Here is a 17,682-nt window from a genome sequence, read left to right on the forward strand (position 1 = left end):
TACCCCGGCCGCCCGGCGATCACGAGGCGCTCACGGGGAGCTCACGCACTCCTCGATCACCGAAGCGACCTGCTCGGCGGCGGGGGAGTTGCGCTGCGCCCGCCGCGCCAGGACCAGATCGACCGACTCGGCCGCGGCCAGCGGCACATACGTCACACCGTCGAGACTGAGGCTCTGCACCGACTGCGGCACGAGGGCCACCCCGTGCCCGGCCGCCACGAACACGACCAGCGTGGCCGTCTCGCCGACCTCCACGAGCGACGCGGGCCGGAACCCCGCCCGCTCGCACGCCGCGAGCACCCGGTCGTACATCGAGGAGCGGTGCTGCGAGGGGTGGATGACGAACGGCTCCCCGGCCAGCGCCTCCAGTGCGATGCTCTCGCGCCCGGCCAGCGGATGGTGCGAGGGCAGCACGGCCACCAGCGGTTCCGAGCGCAGCGGCGTGAGGCGGATCTCCGGATCGGCCACGGCGCCGCGTACCACCGCCAGGTCGTACGCGCCGGTGTGCAGCCCCGCGACGAGTTCCGGGGTGAGCAGCTCGCCGCGCAACTCCATGGTGATCCCGGGAAGTCCGGCCCGTACGGTCCGGGCGACCCGCGGCAGCACGTCGTACGTCGCCGTTCCGATGAACCCGACGCGCACCCGCCCCGCGTGGCCTGTCGCCAGCTCGCGCATATGGGTCCTGGCCCGGCCCTCCTCGGCGACCAGCGCCCGCGCGTAGCCGGTGAGATGGCGACCCGCCTCGGTGACCTCGACGCGGCGCGTGGAGCGGTGGAACAGGGTGATGCCCAGGTCCCGCTCCAACTGCTTGATCTGCTGGGAGAGCGCCGGCTGCGCCACGTGCAGCCGGGCCGCCGCGCGACCGAAGTGGCACTCCTCGGCGAGCGCGAGGAAGTACCGGAGCTGACGCAGTTCCATGCGGCCCACCCTACAAGCACCCATAAAGAGCCCTTATCAATTCATGCCGACTAGGTCTTGGACGCGATGAACAGGACGCTCCTACGGTGAGGGAGTGACCGACAGTTACCTGTACGCAGCAGCAAGGACCCCCTTCGGACGGTTCTCGGGCGCGCTCGCGTCCGTCCGCCCCGACGACCTCGCCGCGCTGGCCATCAGCGGCACCCTGGCGAAGACGCCCGCGCTCGACCCGGCGCGGATCGGCGACGTCGTGTGGGGCAACGCCAACGGCGCCGGTGAGGACAACAGGAACGTCGGCAGGATGGCCGTACTCCTGGCCGGTCTGCCGACCTCGGTGCCCGCCACCACCGTCAACCGGCTGTGCGGCTCCTCCCTGGACGCGGCGATCATCGCCTCCCGCGCCATCGAGACCGGCGACGCGGACATCGTGCTCACCGGCGGCGTCGAGTCCATGACCCGCGCGCCCTGGGTGCTGCCCAAGCCCGCGAAGGGCTTCCCGGCCGGCGACATGACGGCCGTGTCCACCACGCTCGGCTGGCGCCTGGTCAACGCGCGTATGCCCGAGGAGTGGACCGTCTCCCTGGGCGAGGCCAACGAACAGCTCGCCGACCGCTTCTCGGTCCCGCGCGAGCGTCAGGACGCGTTCGCCGCCCGCTCGCACCAGCTCGCCGACGCCGCCTGGAACGACGGCTTCTACGACGACCTCGTCGTGCCCGTCGACATCGACGGCAAGGGCGGCGTCCTCGACCGCGACGAGGGCATCCGCCCCGGTTCGACCCCGGAGAAGCTCGCCGCGCTGAAGCCCGTCTTCCGTCCCGACGGCGTCATCACCGCGGGCAACGCGTCGCCGCTCAGCGACGGCGCCTCGGCCGTCCTGCTCGGCTCGGGCGAGGCCGCCGCGCACATCGGCACCGACCCCCTGGCCCGGATCGCCGGCCGCGGCGTGTCCGCGCTCGACCCGCAGGACTTCGGCTACGCGCCCGTCGAGGCGGCGAACCGGGCGCTGAAGGCCGCCGGGATCACCTGGTCCGACGTGTCGGCCGTCGAGCTGAACGAGGCGTTCGCCGTGCAGTCGCTGGCCTGCGTGGACGCGTGGGACGTGGACCCCGGGACCGTCAACGCGAAGGGCGGCGCGATCGCGCTCGGCCACCCGCTCGGCGCGTCCGGCGGACGGCTGCTCGGCACCCTCGCGCACCGGCTGCGCGCGTCCGGCGAGCGCTGGGGCGTCGCCGCGATCTGCATCGGAGTGGGCCAGGCGCTCGCCGTGGTCCTGGAGAACGTGAGCGGAGGGACCCGATGACCACGCAGCTGTGCGACACGGCCGACGAGGCCGTGGCCGGCGTCGAGGACGGATCGACCGTCCTGGTCGGCGGGTTCGGCATGGCCGGGATGCCCGTCGACCTGATCGACGCGCTCATCCGGCAGGGCGCCACGGACCTCACCGTGGTCTCCAACAACGCGGGCAACGGCGACACCGGACTCGCCGCGCTCCTCGCCAAGGGGCGGGTGCGCAAGGTGATCTGCTCCTTCCCGCGCCAGGCCGACTCGTGGGTCTTCGACGAGCTGTACCGCAGCGGCCGCATCGAGTTGGAGGTCGTCCCGCAGGGCAGCCTCGCCGAACGCATGCGGGCCGCCGGGGCCGGCATCGGCGCCTTCTACTGCCCCACCGGCGTCGGCACCCTGCTCGCCGAGGGCAAGGAGACCCGCGAGATCGACGGCCGCGCCTACGTCCTGGAGTACCCGATCAAGGGCGACGTCGCGCTGATCGGCGCCCACCGCTCCGACCGGATGGGCAACCTCGTCTACCGCAAGACGGCCCGCAACTTCGGCCCGGTCATGGCCACCGCGGCGACCACCGTGATCGCGCAGGTGCGCGAGATCGTCGACACCGGCACGCTCGACCCGGAGACCGTCGTGACCCCGAGCATCTTTGTCGACCGAGTGGTGCAGGAGGCGGCCCGCGCATGACCACGACGACCCGACCGACCAGCGACCGGGCCCCGCTCGGCAAGCACGACATCGCCGCCCTCATCGCGGCCGACATCCCGCACGGCGCCTTCGTGAACCTGGGCATCGGCCAGCCGACCCTCGTCGCCGACCATCTGCCCGCCGACTCCGGGGTGGTGCTCCACACCGAGAACGGCATGCTCAACATGGGCCCGGCCGCGCAGGGCGACGCGATCGACCCCGACCTCACGAACGCGGGCAAGGTCCCCGTCACCGAACTGCCCGGCGCCGCGTACTTCCACCACGCGGACTCCTTCGCGATGATGCGCGGCGGCCATCTGGACATCTGCGTCCTGGGCGCCTTCCAGGTCTCCGCCGCCGGCGACCTCGCCAACTGGCACACGGGCGCGCCCGATGCCATCCCCGCCGTCGGCGGCGCCATGGACCTGGCGATCGGCGCCAAGAAGGTCTTCGTGATGATGACCCTCTTCACCAAGGACGGCACGCCCAAGCTGGTGCCCGAGTGCACCTACCCCCTCACCGGCCTGGGCTGCGTCGACCGCGTCTACACCGACCTCGCGGTGTTCGACCTCACGCCCCAAGGGGTCACCGTCGCCCGCACGTTCGGCATCACGCCCGACGAACTGACCGCCCGGCTGGACGTCCCGCTGACCTTCAGCGGTTCGTGACGTCGGTCAGCGGCCGACCGGTGAGCGCCTCGTCCGCGCCGCCCGCCCGGGACCGCCCGGCCGCGCGGCGCGGCGCGGTCAGCACCGCGAGACATCCGACGACCAGTGCGATCCCCGCCCACCCCGCCGAGGGCAGCCGCTCGCCGACCACCAGGACGGCGAGCACGGCGGCGACGGCGGGCTCAAGGAGGGTCAGCGTCGTCGCGGTGCTCGCCGGTACGTGAGCCAGGCCCCAGCCGAACAGGACGTAACCGAGGAACATCGGCACGAGCGCCATGTAGAGACCGACGCCCGCGGCGGACCAGGAGTCGAGCAGCGGAGCGCCCGTGCACACCAGCACCGGCACCAGCAGCAGCCCGCCGATCCCGAAGACCACGCCCATGGCCGCGCCCGAGCTGATCCCGCCGCTGATCAGGCGGTGGGCCGCCCACGAGTACAGGGCGTACGTGAGCCCGGCGACCAGCCCGAGCCCCACGCCGAGCACGGTCGCCCCGACGGAACGCGACCCGGACCCCGCGTGGGCCCGGGCCGCCTCGGCGACGCACAGCAGCGCCGCGCCCGTCAGGCCGAGCGCGGCGCCGGCCGTCCAGCGCCGGGTCAGGCGCCGTTTGTCGACGACGCGCTCCACCACGGCCGAGGCGAGCGGGGCCGAGCCGATCGACACGACGGTCCCCGCGGCGACCCCCGCGAGCCGCATGGAGCTGTAGAACGCGAGCGGGTAGGCGCCGACCGCGAGCGCCCCGAGCAGCACCACCCCGCGCCGCGCCCGCAGCCGGGGCGCTTCCCGTACGATCCGCGGCGCGGCGACCAGGGCTTGCAGCAGTCCGCCCATGCCCATCGCGACGGCCCCGATCGCCAGGGGCCCGACGGCGGGCGCGAACGTCGCCGCGGTTCCCGTGGTGCCCCACAGCACCGACGCCACCAGCACGCACAACGACCCGACGCCCACCGACCCGGAGCTCTGCCCGGCGGTACGGCTCACAGGCGGTCCACCAGATCCGCCGCCATCGCCCGGGCGTGCGCGACACGGGTGCCCGCGCCTTCGAGACCGGCCCGCGCCATGGCACCCTCCAGCAGAAAGGCCAGATGCTCGGCCACCGCTGACGCCTGCGCGTCCCGCCCCGGCAGCAGCCGCGCCACGTGCCCCGCGAGCAGCCCCTCCACCTCCTCCTTGTGCCGGCGCACGAGGTCACGTCCCTCGTCCCCGGCGGGCAGTTCGGCGGCGGCGTTCAGCAGTCCGCACCCGCGGAACCCGTGCTCGTACGCGAAGGAGGCGTGATCCGCGTACGCGTCGAACACGGCGAGCACGCCCTCGCGGCCGCCGCCCGAGGTCTGCGCGAGCCGCGCCCGGTACAGCCCCAGCCACTCCTCGTGCCGCGCGTCGAGGTAGGCGCGGACCAGCTCGGCCTTCGAGGAGAAGTTGTTGTAGAGGCTCATCTTCGCCACGCCCGCCTCGGCGGTGATCGTGTCGATGCCCGTGGCGGCCACCCCGTCCGCATAGAAGCGTCGCGCGGCGACGGCGAGCAACCGCTGCCGCGCGACGCCCCGCGGCCTGCCGGGGCGCCGTCCCGGGGCCTTCTCCGTGTCCGTCATCAGCACTCCCGTATTACTGGGTAGACCAGTCTATCTATCTCCTTGCGACCAGGGTGACTGAGGTCGGGAAGCCGGGGAAGTCGGTTCGGTATGGCTGTACTGAGGAAATGCGCACGCCCGATGCTGTCGTCCGTCTTCGTCGTCGGCGGTCTGTCCACGCTGCGCGCCCCCGCCCGGGTGGCGCCCGCCGCCGAACCGGTGGCGGTCCCCGTCGCGACCAGGGTCCCGAAACTCACCGAGGACCCCGAGCAGCTCGTCCGGATCAACTCGGCGGTCCAGGTGGGCGCCGGCGCGCTGCTGGCCACGGGCCGGCTGCCGCGCGTCGCCGCCCTCGCGCTCGCCGGGTCGCTCGCGCCGACGACGCTCGCCGGACACGCCTGGTGGAAGGAGAAGGACCCCGAGCGCCGCGCCCAGCAGCGCACCCACTTCCTGAAGAACGTCTCGCTGCTCGGCGGCCTGCTCATCGCGGCGGCCGACACGCACGGCAAGCCGTCGGCGGCCCACCGCGTCCGCGGCGCCGCCGCGTCCGGTCGCAGGACCGTGCGCAAGAGCGTCGCCCGGCACCGCTGACCCGCCCACGCGAGAGGACGGCCGATCCCGTGACCACCACCTACGTCATCACCGTGCCCGGTACGTTCCTGCGCGCGCCGGACGACGACACGAGGGCCGGCCTCGCCCGTCGGCTGCGCCCGGCCGACCCGCACCACACGGAACTCGGGCGCGAGGAGGACATCGACGTCCTCACCGTCAACGACGACCGGACCTTCAGCGCCCGCGTGGAGGTGACCGCGGGGACGAGCCGGGAGGCGGAGGCCGAAGCCGTACGGGGCGTCGCGGCGGCGCTGCGCGACGTGGGGTTCGACGCCGACGACGCGCCGCTCGGGCCGCCCGCGGTGACCGGGGTGGACAACCCCGCGTGAGCCCGGCGTGCCGTACCGCGTGACCTGGACCAGTCTTGAGGGGCGGCCCCGTACGACGCGACCAGGGAGACAACGCCATGCCGGACGACCCCCGCTCCCTCGGAGCCCCGGCCGCGCGCCGCGAAGGCCCGCAGAAGGTCACCGGCGCCGCGCGCTACGCCGCCGAACACACCCCCGACGGCTGCGCGCACGCCTGGCCGGTCCCGGCGACCGTGGCACGCGGGACGGTGACCGCGATCGACACGGCGCCCGCGCTCGCCGTCCCCGGCGTGGTCCGGGTGCTGACCCCTTTCGACGCCCCGAGGCTCGCCGAACCGGACGACGCGACGCTCGCCGTGCTCCAGAACACCCGTGTCCCGCACCGGGGCTGGTACGTGGCGCTCGTCGTCGCCGACACCCTGGAGGCGGCGCGCGAGGGCGCCGCCGCGCTGCGGGTCACGTACGCCGAAGAACCCCACGACGTCACGCTGCGCGCCGATCACCCCGGCGCGTACGTGCCGAAGGACGACGACGGCGCCCGGGACGAGCACGTGCGCGGCGATCCCGAGGGCGCGTTCGCGAAGGCGCCCGTCAGAGTGGACGTCGCCTACCGCGTGCCTCCCCTGCACAACCACCCCATGGAGCCCCACGCGGCGACCGCGCGGTGGCGGGACGGCCGGCTGACCGTGCACGACTCCAGCCAGGGCGCCACCACCGTCCGCGACGTCCTCGCGGGCCTCTTCGGCCTGCCGAAGGACCGGGTCACGGTCGTCTCCGAGCACGTGGGCGGCGGCTTCGGTGCCAAAGGCACCCCGCGGCCCCATGTGGTGCTCGCCGCCATGGCGGCCCGGGAGACCGGCAGGCCCGTCAAACTCGCCCTGCCCCGGCCGCAGTTGGCCGCCGTCGTCGGCCACCGCTCGCCCACCCTGCACCGGGTGCGGCTGGGCGCCGCGGCCGACGGGACGCTGACCGCCGTCCTGCACGAGGTCACCGCGCACACCTCCCGAGTGAAGGAGTTCGTCGAGACGGGCGCCGCGGCCACCCGCGTCATGTACGGCTCCCCGCACGCCCGCACCACCCACCGCGTGGTCCCGCTCGACGTGCCCAGCCCCTCCTGGATGCGGGCGCCGGGCGAGGCGCCCGGCATGTACGCGCTGGAGTCCGCCATCGACGAACTGGCCCAGGAACTCGGCATGGACCCCGTCGAACTGCGGCTGCGCAACGACACGCGGAGCGAGCCCGACAGCGGCAAACCGTTCAGCAGCCGCCACCTCGCGGAGTGCCTGCGCGAGGGCGCCCGCAGATTCGGCTGGGAAGACCGGGATCCGCGCCCCCGCTCCTCGGCCGACGGCGCCGTGCTGCTCGGGACCGGGGTGGCCGCCGCCACGTATCCGGTGCTCGTCGCGCCGTCCACCGCGAGCGCCCACGCCCACCCCGACGGCACCTTCGTCGTACGCGTCAACGCCACCGACATCGGCACCGGGGCCCGTACCGTCCTCGCACAGGTCGCCGCCGACGCGCTCGGCGTCCCGCTGGACCGGGTACGCACCGAGATCGGCAGCAGCGACCTGCCGGCCGCGCCGCTGGCCGGCGGCTCGTCCGGCACGGCCTCCTGGGGCTGGGCCGTCCACGAGGCCTGTACGCGGCTGGCCGCACGTCTCGCCGAACGCCCCGGGCAGCCGGTGCCCGCCGACGGGTTGACCGCCACGGCGGACACGGCCGGGACCGCCGACGCGGAGGACGGGTACGCCCGGCACGCCTTCGGCGCCCACTTCGCCGAGGTCGGCGTGGACCGCGTGTCCGGCGAGGTGCGCGTGCGGCGGCTGCTCGGCGTCTACGCGGCGGGCCGCATCCTCAACTCCCGTACGGCACATGCCCAGTTCGTCGGCGCCATGACGATGGGGCTCGGCATGGCGCTGACCGAGGGCAGCACCCTGGACACGGCGTTCGGGGACTTCGCGGAGTGCGACCTGGCCTCGTACCACGTGCCGGCCCACGCCGACGTGCCCGCCGTCGAGGCCCACTGGATCGAGGAGGACGACCCGCACCTCAACCCCATGGGCAGCAAGGGGATCGGTGAGATCGGCATCGTCGGGACGGCGGCGGCGATCGGCAACGCGGTGCACCACGCCACGGGCGTCCGGTTCAGGGAACTGCCCCTCACCCCGGACCGCATCCTCGCGACGCCCGGAGCCTGCCCGCCCCCTGGGCCCGGCCGAACGCCCGCATGAGGGCCGGCCGGCGTGCTCGACCCGACAAGGTGCGGTCGTCCCCGGTTCCGGGCAGGGTGGACAGGTGCGCCCGGTGGAACGAAGGAGGCCGATGTTCCGCAGCGAGTCCGCCGAGGACGGCGCGGAGCTGCTGGCCAAGCTCGGCGCCCTGACCGCCCGTGCCCGGGAACTCGCGCAATCGCAGCGGTCCCGGGTCGAGCTCGCGCTCGCGCTGCAGCGCGGCATGCTCCCGCGCGACCTGCCCAGCGCCCCGGGCGTGCGCCTCGCCGTGGGCTACATGCCGGCCAACCACGGACTCAACGTCGGCGGCGACTGGTACGACGCCTTCACCATGGCCGACGGCCGGATCGGCCTGTCCATCGGCGATGTGCAGGGGCACAACATCCAGGCCGCCGCGTTCATGGGGCAGGTCCGCGTCGCGCTGCGCGCCCTGGCCTCCGTCACCGGCGACCCTGGAGAACTCCTCGCCCGCACCAACGACCTCCTCGTCTCCTTGGACGCCGACCTCTTCGCCACCTGCACCTTCCTGCGGCTCGACCCGGCCGCCGGCACCCTGGAGTGCGCCCGCGCCGGCCACATCCCGCACATCTGGGCCACGGCCGACGGCCGCTCCGGCATCGACGAGGAGGAGGGCGGGCCCCCGCTCGGCGTGCTGCACGGCGCCACGTACCCCGTCGCCTGCCACCGGCTGACCGTCGGCGGAGTCTTCGTCCTGCCGACCGACGGCGTCGTGGAGGGGCCCTCGCTCAGCCTCGACGAGGGCCTGCACCAGGTCAGACGGCTCGCGGAGATCACCGCCGGCGCCGGACTCGGCGTCGACACCCTCGCGAGCGGCGTCATGAAGCTGGCGGACTCGGTCGACCACGAGGACGACGCCGCGGTCCTCGTCGTCGGCCACGACGGGGGCACGGGATGGCGGCTCCCGCATGGCCGGGGAGGTCCGCGCGGTGTCTGATGGCTTGTGTGTTGGTTTTTCGGCGGCCCCGATGGTCCCTGGACCTCGTACTGAAGGCCCTGGCCGTAGCCGTGTGCTACTACGTGGCCGGGCGCCTGGGTCTGATGGGACAACTCGTGATCGAGGGTGTGATCGTCACGCCCGTCTGGCCGCCGACCGGTCTCGCCCTCGCCGCCCTGCTCGTGTTCGGCGTCGGGGTCTGGCCGGGCATCGCCCTCGGCTCGCTCCTCGTGATCGCCTCGCTCACCACACCCCAGCTCCCCACCCTGATCACCGTCGCGGGCAACACCGCGGCCCCGCTCTGCGCCTGCCTGCTGCTGCACCGGGTCGGTTTCCGGCTCGACGTCTCACGTCTGCGGGACGGGATCGCCCTGGTCTTCCTCGGCGGGCTCGGCGCCATGGCGATCAGCGCGACCGCCGGGGTCGCGCCCCAGGTGTGGACCGGCGGACTGAGCCCCGGCCAGTTCTGGTCCGTGTGGCTGGCCTGGTGGGTCGGCGACGCGATGGGCGTCCTGCTCGTCACGCCGCTGCTGCTCGTGCTGTCCCTGGGCGCCGGGCGCTTCCCTCGGCGGCGCTGGAAGGAGGCGGTGTGTCTCGGCCTCGCGGCGCTGGTGATCGTGCCGGTGGCCGTGCTCAGCCCGACGAGCATGCTCTTCCTCGTCTTCCCGCTGCTGATCTGGGCCGCGCTCCGCTTCCAACTGGCCGGCAGCATGTTGTGCGCGCTGGTCGCCTCCGTCCTGACCACGTATGCGGCGAACACCCGGGTCGGCGCGTTCTCGGGGCTGAGCGGCATCGAGATCATGGTCAAGCTCCAGGCGTTCAACGGCGCCGCGGCGCTCACCGCCCTGCTCCTGTCCTCGCTCGTCACCGAGCAGCGCGCGACCCGCCGCTCGGTCCAGAGCGCCTGCAACGAACTCGCGGTGCTGCTCGAACACCTCGCCGTGGGCGAGAACCCGGCCGACCCGTCCGCGCCCTCCGTACGCGACGTCGACGAAGCCCGGAAGCCCACCACACGCCACTTTCCACGGACGTAGCCCGCAACGGGGCGGACCAGGGCGTGTTTGCCCCGTCCGCACGGGGTCATCCGATCCATGGATGATCCAGGACGTCACTGCCCCGCACGACGAAAGGCAGAGCCATGGCCGATGACACGGCACGCGACATCTCACCCGCCACCACGACCGACTCCGGTGCCCCCGCGGAGAGCGACGAGCATTCGCTCACCGTCGGCGCGGGCGGTCCGATCCTGCTCCAGGACGCGTATCTGATCGAGCAGATGGCGCAGTTCAACCGGGAGCGCATCCCCGAACGCCAGCCCCACGCCAAGGGCAGCGGCGCCTTCGGGCACTTCGAGGTCACCGCCGACGTGAGCGCCTACACCAAGGCGGCCGTCTTCCAGCCCGGCACCCGCACCGACCTGGTCGCCCGCTTCTCGACCGTCGCCGGTGAGCGCGGCAGCCCGGACACCTGGCGCGACCCGCGCGGCTTCGCGGTGAAGTTCTACACCAGCGAAGGCAACTACGACATGGTCGGCAACAACACCCCGGTCTTCTTCGTGAAGGACCCGATGAAGTTCCAGCACTTCATCCGGTCGCAGAAGCGCCGCGCCGACAACAACCTGCGCGACCACGACATGCAGTGGGACTTCTGGACCCTGTCGCCCGAGTCCGCCCACCAGGTCACCTGGCTCATGGGCGACCGCGGTATCCCGCGCACCTGGCGCCACATGAACGGCTACACCTCGCACACGTACATGTGGATCAACGCGCAGGGCGAGCGGTTCTGGGTGAAGTACCACTTCAAGACCGACCAGGGCATCGAGTTCTTCACGCAGGACGAGGGCGACCAGATGTGCGCCGCCGACACCGACTACCACACCCGTGACCTCTTCGAGCACATCCGCGACGGCGACTTCCCGAGCTGGACGCTGCACGTGCAGATCATGCCGTACGAGGACGCGGCCACCTACCGCTTCAACCCGTTCGACCTCACCAAGGTCTGGCCGCACGCCGACTATCCGCTGCACGAGGTCGGCCGGATGACCCTGGACCGCAACCCCACGGACAACCACGCGGAGATCGAGCAGGCCGCCTTCCAGCCCAACAACTTCGTGCCCGGCATCGGCCCGAGCCCCGACCGGATGCTGCTCGCCCGGCTGTTCTCGTACGCCGACGCGCACCGCCACCGCATCGGCGGCAACTACCAGCAGCTCCCGGTCAACGCCCCGGTCGTGCCCGTCCACACGTACTCCAAGGACGGCGCGATGGCGTACCGCAGGACGACCGACCCGGTCTACGCGCCGAACTCCAAGGGCGGCCCGGCGGCCGACACCGAGCGGTACGGCACCCCGCCGAGCTGGCACGCGGACGGCGAGATCACCCGCGCCGCCTACGTCGACCACGCCGAGGACGACGACTGGGGCCAGGCGGGCACGCTGGTGCGCGAGGTCCTCGACGACGCGGCGCGCGACCGGCTCGTCGACAACGTCGTCGGTCACCTCCTCAACGACGTGAGCGAACCCGTTCTGGTCCGCGCCTTCGCCTACTGGTCCCACATCGACAAGTCGATCGGCGAACGCATCGAGCAAGGGGTGCGCGCCAAGGCGGACGAGAAGGATCCGAAGGCCGCGCAACAGGCCAACAAAGCCCGCAGCAGCATGCAGGACAAGGCCTGACGCCTCGCCCCCGCCCGGAAGGGCGGGGGCAGGTGCTCACTCGTACATGACGTAGGACGGCCGCGGCGTCAGGCCGAGGACCTCGTCCGGCGTCATGAGGCGGCTGCCGTCCCGCGTGTCCTCGTCGAAGAAGAGCTTGAACCCGGTGTGCACCCGGGGCGGCACCGCGTCCACCAGCCGCTCCCACGTCCGCCGTTTGAGGTGCGGGGTGCCGATGCCGTCGGCGCTCTTGACCAGGGCGACACCGTCGGGCGCCACGATCCGCCGAGCGTCCCGCACGACGGACTCGGCGACCTGGTGGTGCACGAAGACCTTCTCCGGCAGGTCGTGCCGCTCGACGAGCGAGGCCAGATAGGCGGCGACGCGGGTGAGTTCGGCACCGCTCGTGTGCCCGTACGTGTCACCCGGCTTCTCGCCGGGGCCCATCTCCCACTCCGGATCGAGCGCGATGCCGACATCGGGGCGGACGAGCCACGGCTCCAGCGCCTTCACCTCGTCGAGAGGGTCGGCGCGGCCCGGCTGGATGTTGAGCAGCAGCAGGGCCCGGTGCCGCCCGGCCGCCTCGTGGAAGGCGCGCACGGTCGCGTCGGGCGTACGACTGCGGTACGTACCGTCGGGCCCCGGCGTCGAGTTGGCGACGACGGCGAGCAGTTCGAGCACGGGCAGTACGCGGCGGCCGTCGGCGTACGCGCGGCCGCGCCGCTCGATCTCCCTGACCCGGTCGTCGAGATCCCCGGTGCCAAGACGCCCGAGAGCGGCGGCGCCGGGCAGCCCGCAGTACCCGACGAGCCGGTGCTCGGGAAAGACCCGGCGCCCGCCGCGGGGCAGTTCGGCACGGCGGCGGGTGGGCCGGGGCGAGCGGGCGGGGGAGGGCCGCGCCTTCTTCTCGGGGGTCTGCGACGTGCCGCATGCCGCGGCCGCCGACGCCACCCCCGCACTCAGCAGGACCCGCCGCCGGAGCCGGCCCGCTCCACCGTTCGCCCGAGCTGTGCGCACATCGCCTCCTCCCCGCCGCGCCGGCCGCGACGGATCGCCGTGATCATCACCGGCGGGGCGCCTTGCCGAGCGTGGGGCGGTGAAACGTACGGCCGTCGTCGAACCCGCCACCGGCCCGGCGCCCGCCCCGGGGTACGTTCTGGCTCGCTGCCCCGTCCTCGGCGCGGCAGATCATCGACCCACCCTGCCGACCAGGAGCCGCCATGCCGAGGTTCGCCGCGAACCTGTCCACGCTGTACCGCGAGCACGACTTCCTCGACCGTTTCGCGGCGGCCTCGGCGGACGGCTTCGACGCCGTCGAGTACCTCTTCCCGTACGCGTACGACACCGCTGAACTCCGCTACCGCCTCGACGCCCACGGCCTGCGCCAGGTCCTGTTCAACGCTCCGCCCGGCGACTGGGACGCCGGCGAACGCGGCATCGCGGCGCTCCCCGGCCGGGAGGCGGAGCTGCGCGAGAGCGTCGACCGCGCCCTGGGCTGTGCCGTCGCGATCGGCAGCCCGCGCATCCACATGATGGCCGGAGTCGTGCCGCCGGGCGCGGACCGCGCCGCCTGCCGGGACGTGTACCTGGCCAACCTCGCGTACGCCGCCCGCCAGGCGGAGTCCGCCGGGATCGACATCCTGATCGAACCCATCAACACCCGGGACATGCCGGGCTACTTCCTGAACCGGCAGGCCGACGCGCACGCGATCGTCCAGGAGGTGGGCGCCGTGAACCTGAAGGTTCAACTCGACCTGTACCACTGCCAGATCGTCGAGGGCGACCTCACGGCCACCCTCCGCCGCGACCTGCCCACGGGCCGCGTCGCCCATCTCCAGATCGCGGGCGTCCCCGACCGCCACGAACCGTCCGAGGGCGAGGTCGACTTCGGCCATCTGTACGCCGTCGTCGACGCGTTGGGGTTCGACGGCTGGATCGGCTGCGAGTACGTCCCCCGCGCCGGCACGAGCGAGGGCCTCGGCTGGCTGAGGGAGGTGCGAGGAGAGCACGCGTGACCGGGCACCGTCACGGATGCGCACGGGTCCGCTGGGCGTCCTCGGTGGCGGCCCAGGTGGACAGCAGGCGCAGGGCGTCGTGGTCCGGGGTGCCCGGTTCGGCGCTGTAGACGGTCATGGTCAGCCCGGGCTGGGCGGGCAGCGCCATCGCGTCGAAGTCGAGGAGCAGGTCGCCGACTTCGGGGTGACGGAAGGGCTTGCGGCCCGTGTGGTGGAGGCGCACGTTGTGCTTGGCCCACGCGGTGCGGAAGTCGTCGCTGCGGGTCACCAACTCGCCGATCAGGCCGGTGAGTTCACTGTCGTGCGGCGCGCGGCCCGCTTCGGTGCGCAGCAGGGAGACCGTGGTGTTCAGAGCCGCGTCCCAGTCGGGGAAGAAGTCCCGCCCGGCGGGGTCGAGGAACTGGAAGCGGGCGATGTTCACCGGCGGCGCGGCGTCGGCGCCGAACAGCGGGGCGTACAGGGCGCGGCCCAGACGGTTGACGGCCAGGATGTCCAGACGTCCGTTGCGGACGAAGGCCGGGGTGCCCGTCATGGAGTCGAGCACGCGCTGGATGCTGGCGGGGACGCCGGGACGCTGCTTGGCGGTCGCGCGGCGGGCCGAGGGGCGTCCGCGCTGAGCGGCGGCCAGGTCGTAGAGGTGGGCGCGCTCGGCCTCGTCGAGTTGCAGCGCGTTCGCGACGGCGTCCAGGACCTCCTGCGACGCACCGCCCAGGTGACCGCGCTCGAGACGGACGTAGTAGTCGATGCTGACACCGGCCAGCAGGGCGACCTCCTCACGGCGCAGCCCCGGCACCCGGCGGTTTCCTCCGTAGGCCGGCAGCCCCGCCTGCTGCGGGGTGATCTTCGCGCGGCGGCTCGCGAGGAACTCGCGGATGTCGTGGGCGGTGTCCATGAATCCAGGTTAGGTGCGCCGCGACGGGTCTGGGGGGTCCTGTCAGTACCGGTAACGGCAGGACCTTCCGTACGCGGATGACCTGCGGTTCCCTCGAAACCGAGGGCAGCCGGGCGGACGCTGCGGCTGCCGGGCGGGCCGCTCTGGACGAGAGTGGACCGGAGCGGGCCTGCCGGATCTGTGCGCACACCGGCACAGCGATCGGGAACCACACGAGGAGTCATCGCATGGCGAAGCAGTCCGCGCCGCAGGAACTGGCCGGGATCGCGCCGAAGCTGGTCGAGGTCACCGACGACCTCCTGTTCGGCGACATCTGGGAGCGGCCGGGCCTGGCGCCCCGCGACCGCAGCCTGGTCACGGTGAGCGTGCTGGCCGCGCTCTACCGCACCGAGCAGCTCCCGTACCACCTGGGCAAGGCCCTGGAGAACGGGCTGAGCGTCGAGGAGCTCTCCGAGGCCATCACCCACCTGGCGTTCTATGCGGGCTGGCCGAACGCCATGACCGCGATCACCCAGCTGAAGCGGCTCGCCGACGAGCAGTCGCAGGCCTGAGCCACCCTCCCCGCGGCGTACTACGTATAACGAAAGAGACAGAAAGAGACACCCATGGAACTCCTGAAGAAGCCGGCCACGATGAAGCTGCCCGCCGACTGGTTCACCGGCGATGCCTGGGCCGATGTGATCTACCGCGGTGAGGAGCCGTCGCGGGCCCGCGCCAACGCGGTGCGCTTCGCACCCGGCGCCCGTACCGCCTGGCACTCCCACGGCATGGGCCAGACCCTCTACATCACCGAGGGCGTCGCCCTGATCCAGTCCCGCGGCGGCGAGATCCTGGAGGCCCACCCCGGCGACGTGATCTGGACCCCGGCGGGCGAGGAACACTGGCACGGGGCCGCCCCCGAGAACTTCATGACGCACATCGCGCTGTGGGAGACCGACGACGTCACCTGGCTCGACCACGTCACCGACGACGAGTACACCGCCGATCGGCGCAGCACCCGCTGCCGCTGACACACCTCGCGAGGAGATCGATCGACATGCACACCCGTACGTTGGGCCAGGGCCTCGAGGTATCGGCGATCGGTCTGGGCGCCATGGGCATGTCCCAGAGCTACGGCCCGAACCCGGGCAGCCGCGCCGACATGATCGGCGTCCTGCGCGCCGCCGTCGACCGGGGCGTCACCTTCTTCGACACCGCCGAGGTCTACGGCCCGTACGTCAACGAGGAACTGGTGGGCGAGGCGCTGGCCCCTGTACGGGACCGGGTCGTCATCGCGACGAAGTTCGGCTGGCGCATCGAGGACGGGAAGGCGGCCGGCCTCGACAGCCGGCCCGAGCAGATCCGCCGGGTCGCGGATGCCTCGCTGCGCCGCCTGCGCACCGACACCATCGACCTGTTCTACCAGCACCGCGTGGACCCCGACGTCCCCGTCGAGGACGTCGCCGGAGCGGTGGGCGAGCTGGTGAAGGCGGGCAAGGTGCGCCACTTCGGTCTGTCGGAGGCCGCGGCGGGCACGATCCGCCGCGCCCACGCCGTGCAACCCGTCACCGCGGTGCAGAGCGAGTACTCGCTGTGGACGCGTGATCCCGAGCCCGAGGTACTGCCGACGCTGGCCGAACTCGGCATCGGCTTCGTGCCGTTCAGCCCGCTCGGCAAGGGCTTCCTCACCGGGACCGTGAACGCCGCCACCGCCTTCGCCGAGGGCGACGTCCGGGCCACGATCCCGCGCTTCAGCGAGGACAACCGGGCGGCCAACCAGGTGCTGGTCGACCACGTCGCCGCCCTGGCCCGGGCCAAGGACGCGAGCCCGGGCCAGATCGCGCTCGCCTGGCTCCTCGCGCGGCAGCCGTGGATCGTGCCCATCCCCGGGACGCGCCGCATCGAGCGCGTCGAGGAGAACGCCGGGGCGACCCAAGTCCCGCTGTCCGCCGACGAGTTGGCGGACCTCGACACGCTGGCGGCGCGCATCGGCGTCCAGGGGGACCGCTACAACGAGATGCACATGGGCCTGGTGGGCAAGTAGCCGCCTACGCCCCGGGCCCCGCCCGAAACGCCCCCGGTGTCACCCCCGTACGCAGCCGGAAGAACTTGGTGAAGTCGCTGGGGTCGGGGAAGCCGAGGGCGTCCGCTACCTCCTTCGCGGGCAGGCCGCTGTGCCACAGCAGGCGTTTCGCCTCCAGCAGGACCCGCTCGTCGACGTACTGCTTGGCCGTGCGGCCCGTGGCGGCGAGCGTGGCGCGGGTCAGGGTGCGCGGGCTGTAGCCGAGGGCCGCCGCGTAGTCCTCGACGCGGCGCGTCACCGCGTGGTCGCGTTCCACGGCCGCGTGGAAACGGCGGAAGGTGTCGCTCGACGCGGCGGCCCGCGGCGCCGGGTCGCGGACTTTCGCCAGGCGCACCACCAGGACGGACAGCAGGGCGCGCAGCACCTCCGTGTGCGCCTGAAGCGGCAGTGAGGCCATCGCCCCGTACTCGTACGCCAGGTGGTCGAGGGCCAGCCGTACCCCCTGGGCGTCCGGCGCGCGAGGCGTCAACGGCCGCTGCTCGTACGGCGGATCCATGTGCGCGGCCGCCACGATCGCCGGCGGCAGGAAGCCCGAAGGGAACAGGACGTCGACGCCGTCCGCACCCCTGAGGTCGGGGCCGAACCGCTGCACCTGCCCCGCCCGGATCCACAGCCACGCCCCGGGCGGCAGCTCGTGGTCGACGAAGTCCACCGTGAGCGACAGCGGCCGCTCGCGGGCGCCGATCAGCTGGTGGAAGGCGGGGCGCAGCGGCGCGTACGGGTCGTTGCCGTGGCGCAGCGACCGCGCGTGCAGATCGGCCAGTTCCACGACCTCGACCCCGGCCGGTGCGCCGACGGCCGGGGTGTACGCGAGGTCCCTCACCTCAG

General features: G+C 73.0%; 19 protein-coding genes. 13 read left to right on the plus strand and 6 right to left on the minus strand.

The features are described from left to right. Positions 1 to 30: 30 nt before the first annotated feature. A complete protein-coding gene (locus AB0L37_RS31150) occupies positions 31 to 918 on the minus strand; it encodes a LysR substrate-binding domain-containing protein (RefSeq protein ID WP_365512855.1) in 888 nt (295 codons plus the stop codon). 94 nt (positions 919 to 1,012) lie between these two features. Between AB0L37_RS31150 and AB0L37_RS31155 the strand changes: the two genes are divergently transcribed. Genes AB0L37_RS31155 through AB0L37_RS31165 form a run of 3 tightly spaced genes read left to right on the plus strand, consistent with a single transcriptional unit; the run spans position 1,013 to position 3,554 of the window. Continuing rightward, on the plus strand, positions 1,013 to 2,218 hold the full coding sequence (locus AB0L37_RS31155; RefSeq protein WP_365512857.1) for a thiolase family protein: 1,206 nt from the start codon (positions 1,013 to 1,015) through the stop codon (positions 2,216 to 2,218). Next, complete coding sequence (locus AB0L37_RS31160; RefSeq protein WP_365512860.1) at positions 2,215 to 2,886, plus strand: 3-oxoacid CoA-transferase subunit A; 672 nt, start codon at positions 2,215 to 2,217, stop codon at positions 2,884 to 2,886. The genes AB0L37_RS31155 and AB0L37_RS31160 overlap by 4 nt, the downstream gene beginning before the upstream one ends. After that, positions 2,883 to 3,554 (plus strand): 3-oxoacid CoA-transferase subunit B, encoded by a 672-nt coding sequence (locus tag AB0L37_RS31165; RefSeq protein ID WP_365512863.1) that lies wholly within the window; start codon positions 2,883 to 2,885, stop codon positions 3,552 to 3,554. Before AB0L37_RS31160 ends, AB0L37_RS31165 begins: the two co-directional genes overlap by 4 nt. On the opposite strand, the gene AB0L37_RS31170 is transcribed toward AB0L37_RS31165, so the two are convergent. Together AB0L37_RS31170 and AB0L37_RS31175 are read right to left on the minus strand one after the other, a co-directional pair. Next, a complete protein-coding gene (locus tag AB0L37_RS31170; RefSeq protein ID WP_365512865.1) occupies positions 3,541 to 4,536 on the minus strand; it encodes an EamA family transporter in 996 nt (331 codons plus the stop codon). The genes AB0L37_RS31165 and AB0L37_RS31170 overlap by 14 nt on opposite strands. After that, complete coding sequence (locus tag AB0L37_RS31175) at positions 4,533 to 5,147, minus strand: TetR/AcrR family transcriptional regulator (protein ID WP_365512868.1); 615 nt, start codon at positions 5,145 to 5,147, stop codon at positions 4,533 to 4,535. Before AB0L37_RS31175 ends, AB0L37_RS31170 begins: the two co-directional genes overlap by 4 nt. A 90-nt stretch (positions 5,148 to 5,237) precedes the next feature. Between AB0L37_RS31175 and AB0L37_RS31180 the strand changes: the two genes are divergently transcribed. The 6 genes from AB0L37_RS31180 (at position 5,238) to AB0L37_RS31205 (ending at position 11,906) form a co-directional block, all read left to right on the plus strand. Continuing rightward, complete coding sequence (locus AB0L37_RS31180) at positions 5,238 to 5,717, plus strand: DoxX family membrane protein (RefSeq protein ID WP_365512871.1); 480 nt, start codon at positions 5,238 to 5,240, stop codon at positions 5,715 to 5,717. Positions 5,718 to 5,746: 29 nt separating this feature from the next. Continuing rightward, the gene (locus AB0L37_RS31185; RefSeq protein ID WP_365512874.1) at positions 5,747 to 6,067 is read left to right on the plus strand and encodes a hypothetical protein; all 321 of its coding nucleotides are present in this window, start codon (positions 5,747 to 5,749) and stop codon (positions 6,065 to 6,067) included. A gap of 77 nt (positions 6,068 to 6,144) precedes the next feature. Then, on the plus strand, positions 6,145 to 8,277 hold the full coding sequence (locus tag AB0L37_RS31190; RefSeq protein WP_365512877.1) for a xanthine dehydrogenase family protein molybdopterin-binding subunit: 2,133 nt from the start codon (positions 6,145 to 6,147) through the stop codon (positions 8,275 to 8,277). A 91-nt stretch (positions 8,278 to 8,368) separates the two neighbouring features. After that, the gene (locus AB0L37_RS31195) at positions 8,369 to 9,232 is read left to right on the plus strand and encodes a PP2C family protein-serine/threonine phosphatase (protein ID WP_365512880.1); all 864 of its coding nucleotides are present in this window, start codon (positions 8,369 to 8,371) and stop codon (positions 9,230 to 9,232) included. Then, a complete protein-coding gene (locus AB0L37_RS31200) occupies positions 9,232 to 10,266 on the plus strand; it encodes an MASE1 domain-containing protein (protein ID WP_365512882.1) in 1,035 nt (344 codons plus the stop codon). Before AB0L37_RS31195 ends, AB0L37_RS31200 begins: the two co-directional genes overlap by 1 nt. 104 nt (positions 10,267 to 10,370) lie before the next feature. After that, positions 10,371 to 11,906, plus strand: coding sequence for a catalase (locus tag AB0L37_RS31205; RefSeq protein WP_365512885.1), 1,536 nt, complete (start codon positions 10,371 to 10,373; stop codon positions 11,904 to 11,906). Positions 11,907 to 11,942: 36 nt separating this feature from the next. Here AB0L37_RS31205 and AB0L37_RS31210 read toward each other — a convergent pair whose 3' ends face one another. Then, positions 11,943 to 12,902: a hypothetical protein gene (locus AB0L37_RS31210; protein ID WP_365512888.1), complete on the minus strand. Its 960-nt coding sequence runs from the start codon at positions 12,900 to 12,902 to the stop codon at positions 11,943 to 11,945. A 203-nt stretch (positions 12,903 to 13,105) separates the two neighbouring features. Here AB0L37_RS31210 and otnI point away from each other — a divergent pair, with 203 nt between their 5' ends. After that, positions 13,106 to 13,900 carry a 2-oxo-tetronate isomerase gene (gene otnI / locus AB0L37_RS31215; protein ID WP_365512891.1) on the plus strand — a complete coding sequence of 265 codons (795 nt, stop codon included), beginning with the start codon at positions 13,106 to 13,108 and terminating at the stop codon, positions 13,898 to 13,900. Positions 13,901 to 13,910: 10 nt separating this feature from the next. Here otnI and AB0L37_RS31220 read toward each other — a convergent pair whose 3' ends face one another. Then, positions 13,911 to 14,792, minus strand: a complete 882-nt coding sequence (locus tag AB0L37_RS31220; RefSeq protein ID WP_365512894.1) for a helix-turn-helix transcriptional regulator — start codon at positions 14,790 to 14,792, stop codon at positions 13,911 to 13,913. Positions 14,793 to 15,019: 227 nt separating this feature from the next. Between AB0L37_RS31220 and AB0L37_RS31225 the strand changes: the two genes are divergently transcribed. Genes AB0L37_RS31225 through AB0L37_RS31235 form a run of 3 tightly spaced genes read left to right on the plus strand, consistent with a single transcriptional unit; the run spans position 15,020 to position 16,815 of the window. Further along, on the plus strand, positions 15,020 to 15,343 hold the full coding sequence (locus tag AB0L37_RS31225; RefSeq protein ID WP_365512897.1) for a carboxymuconolactone decarboxylase family protein: 324 nt from the start codon (positions 15,020 to 15,022) through the stop codon (positions 15,341 to 15,343). A 54-nt stretch (positions 15,344 to 15,397) separates the two neighbouring features. Then, complete coding sequence (locus AB0L37_RS31230; protein WP_365512899.1) at positions 15,398 to 15,802, plus strand: cupin domain-containing protein; 405 nt, start codon at positions 15,398 to 15,400, stop codon at positions 15,800 to 15,802. Positions 15,803 to 15,828: 26 nt separating this feature from the next. Then, on the plus strand, positions 15,829 to 16,815 hold the full coding sequence (locus tag AB0L37_RS31235; RefSeq protein ID WP_365512902.1) for an aldo/keto reductase: 987 nt from the start codon (positions 15,829 to 15,831) through the stop codon (positions 16,813 to 16,815). 4 nt (positions 16,816 to 16,819) lie between these two features. Here AB0L37_RS31235 and AB0L37_RS31240 read toward each other — a convergent pair whose 3' ends face one another. Continuing rightward, complete coding sequence (locus AB0L37_RS31240; RefSeq protein WP_365512905.1) at positions 16,820 to 17,677, minus strand: helix-turn-helix transcriptional regulator; 858 nt, start codon at positions 17,675 to 17,677, stop codon at positions 16,820 to 16,822. Positions 17,678 to 17,682 lie beyond the last annotated feature (5 nt).

This window comes from Streptomyces sp. NPDC052225 (assembly GCF_040679615.1).
Lineage (GTDB): Bacteria > Actinomycetota > Actinomycetes > Streptomycetales > Streptomycetaceae > Streptomyces.

Coding starts and splice junctions, on each gene's coding strand:
- AB0L37_RS31150 (WP_365512855.1), bottom strand. CDS start 918: ATGGAACTGCGTCAGCTCCGGTACTTCCTCGCGCTCGCCGAGGAGTGC.
- AB0L37_RS31160 (WP_365512860.1), top strand. CDS start 2,215: ATGACCACGCAGCTGTGCGACACGGCCGACGAGGCCGTGGCCGGCGTC.
- AB0L37_RS31165 (WP_365512863.1), top strand. CDS start 2,883: ATGACCACGACGACCCGACCGACCAGCGACCGGGCCCCGCTCGGCAAG.
- AB0L37_RS31175 (WP_365512868.1), bottom strand. CDS start 5,147: ATGACGGACACGGAGAAGGCCCCGGGACGGCGCCCCGGCAGGCCGCGG.
- AB0L37_RS31180 (WP_365512871.1), top strand. CDS start 5,238: ATGGCTGTACTGAGGAAATGCGCACGCCCGATGCTGTCGTCCGTCTTC.
- AB0L37_RS31190 (WP_365512877.1), top strand. CDS start 6,145: ATGCCGGACGACCCCCGCTCCCTCGGAGCCCCGGCCGCGCGCCGCGAA.
- AB0L37_RS31195 (WP_365512880.1), top strand. CDS start 8,369: ATGTTCCGCAGCGAGTCCGCCGAGGACGGCGCGGAGCTGCTGGCCAAG.
- AB0L37_RS31200 (WP_365512882.1), top strand. CDS start 9,232: ATGGCTTGTGTGTTGGTTTTTCGGCGGCCCCGATGGTCCCTGGACCTC.
- AB0L37_RS31205 (WP_365512885.1), top strand. CDS start 10,371: ATGGCCGATGACACGGCACGCGACATCTCACCCGCCACCACGACCGAC.
- otnI (WP_365512891.1), top strand. CDS start 13,106: ATGCCGAGGTTCGCCGCGAACCTGTCCACGCTGTACCGCGAGCACGAC.
- AB0L37_RS31220 (WP_365512894.1), bottom strand. CDS start 14,792: ATGGACACCGCCCACGACATCCGCGAGTTCCTCGCGAGCCGCCGCGCG.
- AB0L37_RS31225 (WP_365512897.1), top strand. CDS start 15,020: ATGGCGAAGCAGTCCGCGCCGCAGGAACTGGCCGGGATCGCGCCGAAG.
- AB0L37_RS31230 (WP_365512899.1), top strand. CDS start 15,398: ATGGAACTCCTGAAGAAGCCGGCCACGATGAAGCTGCCCGCCGACTGG.
- AB0L37_RS31235 (WP_365512902.1), top strand. CDS start 15,829: ATGCACACCCGTACGTTGGGCCAGGGCCTCGAGGTATCGGCGATCGGT.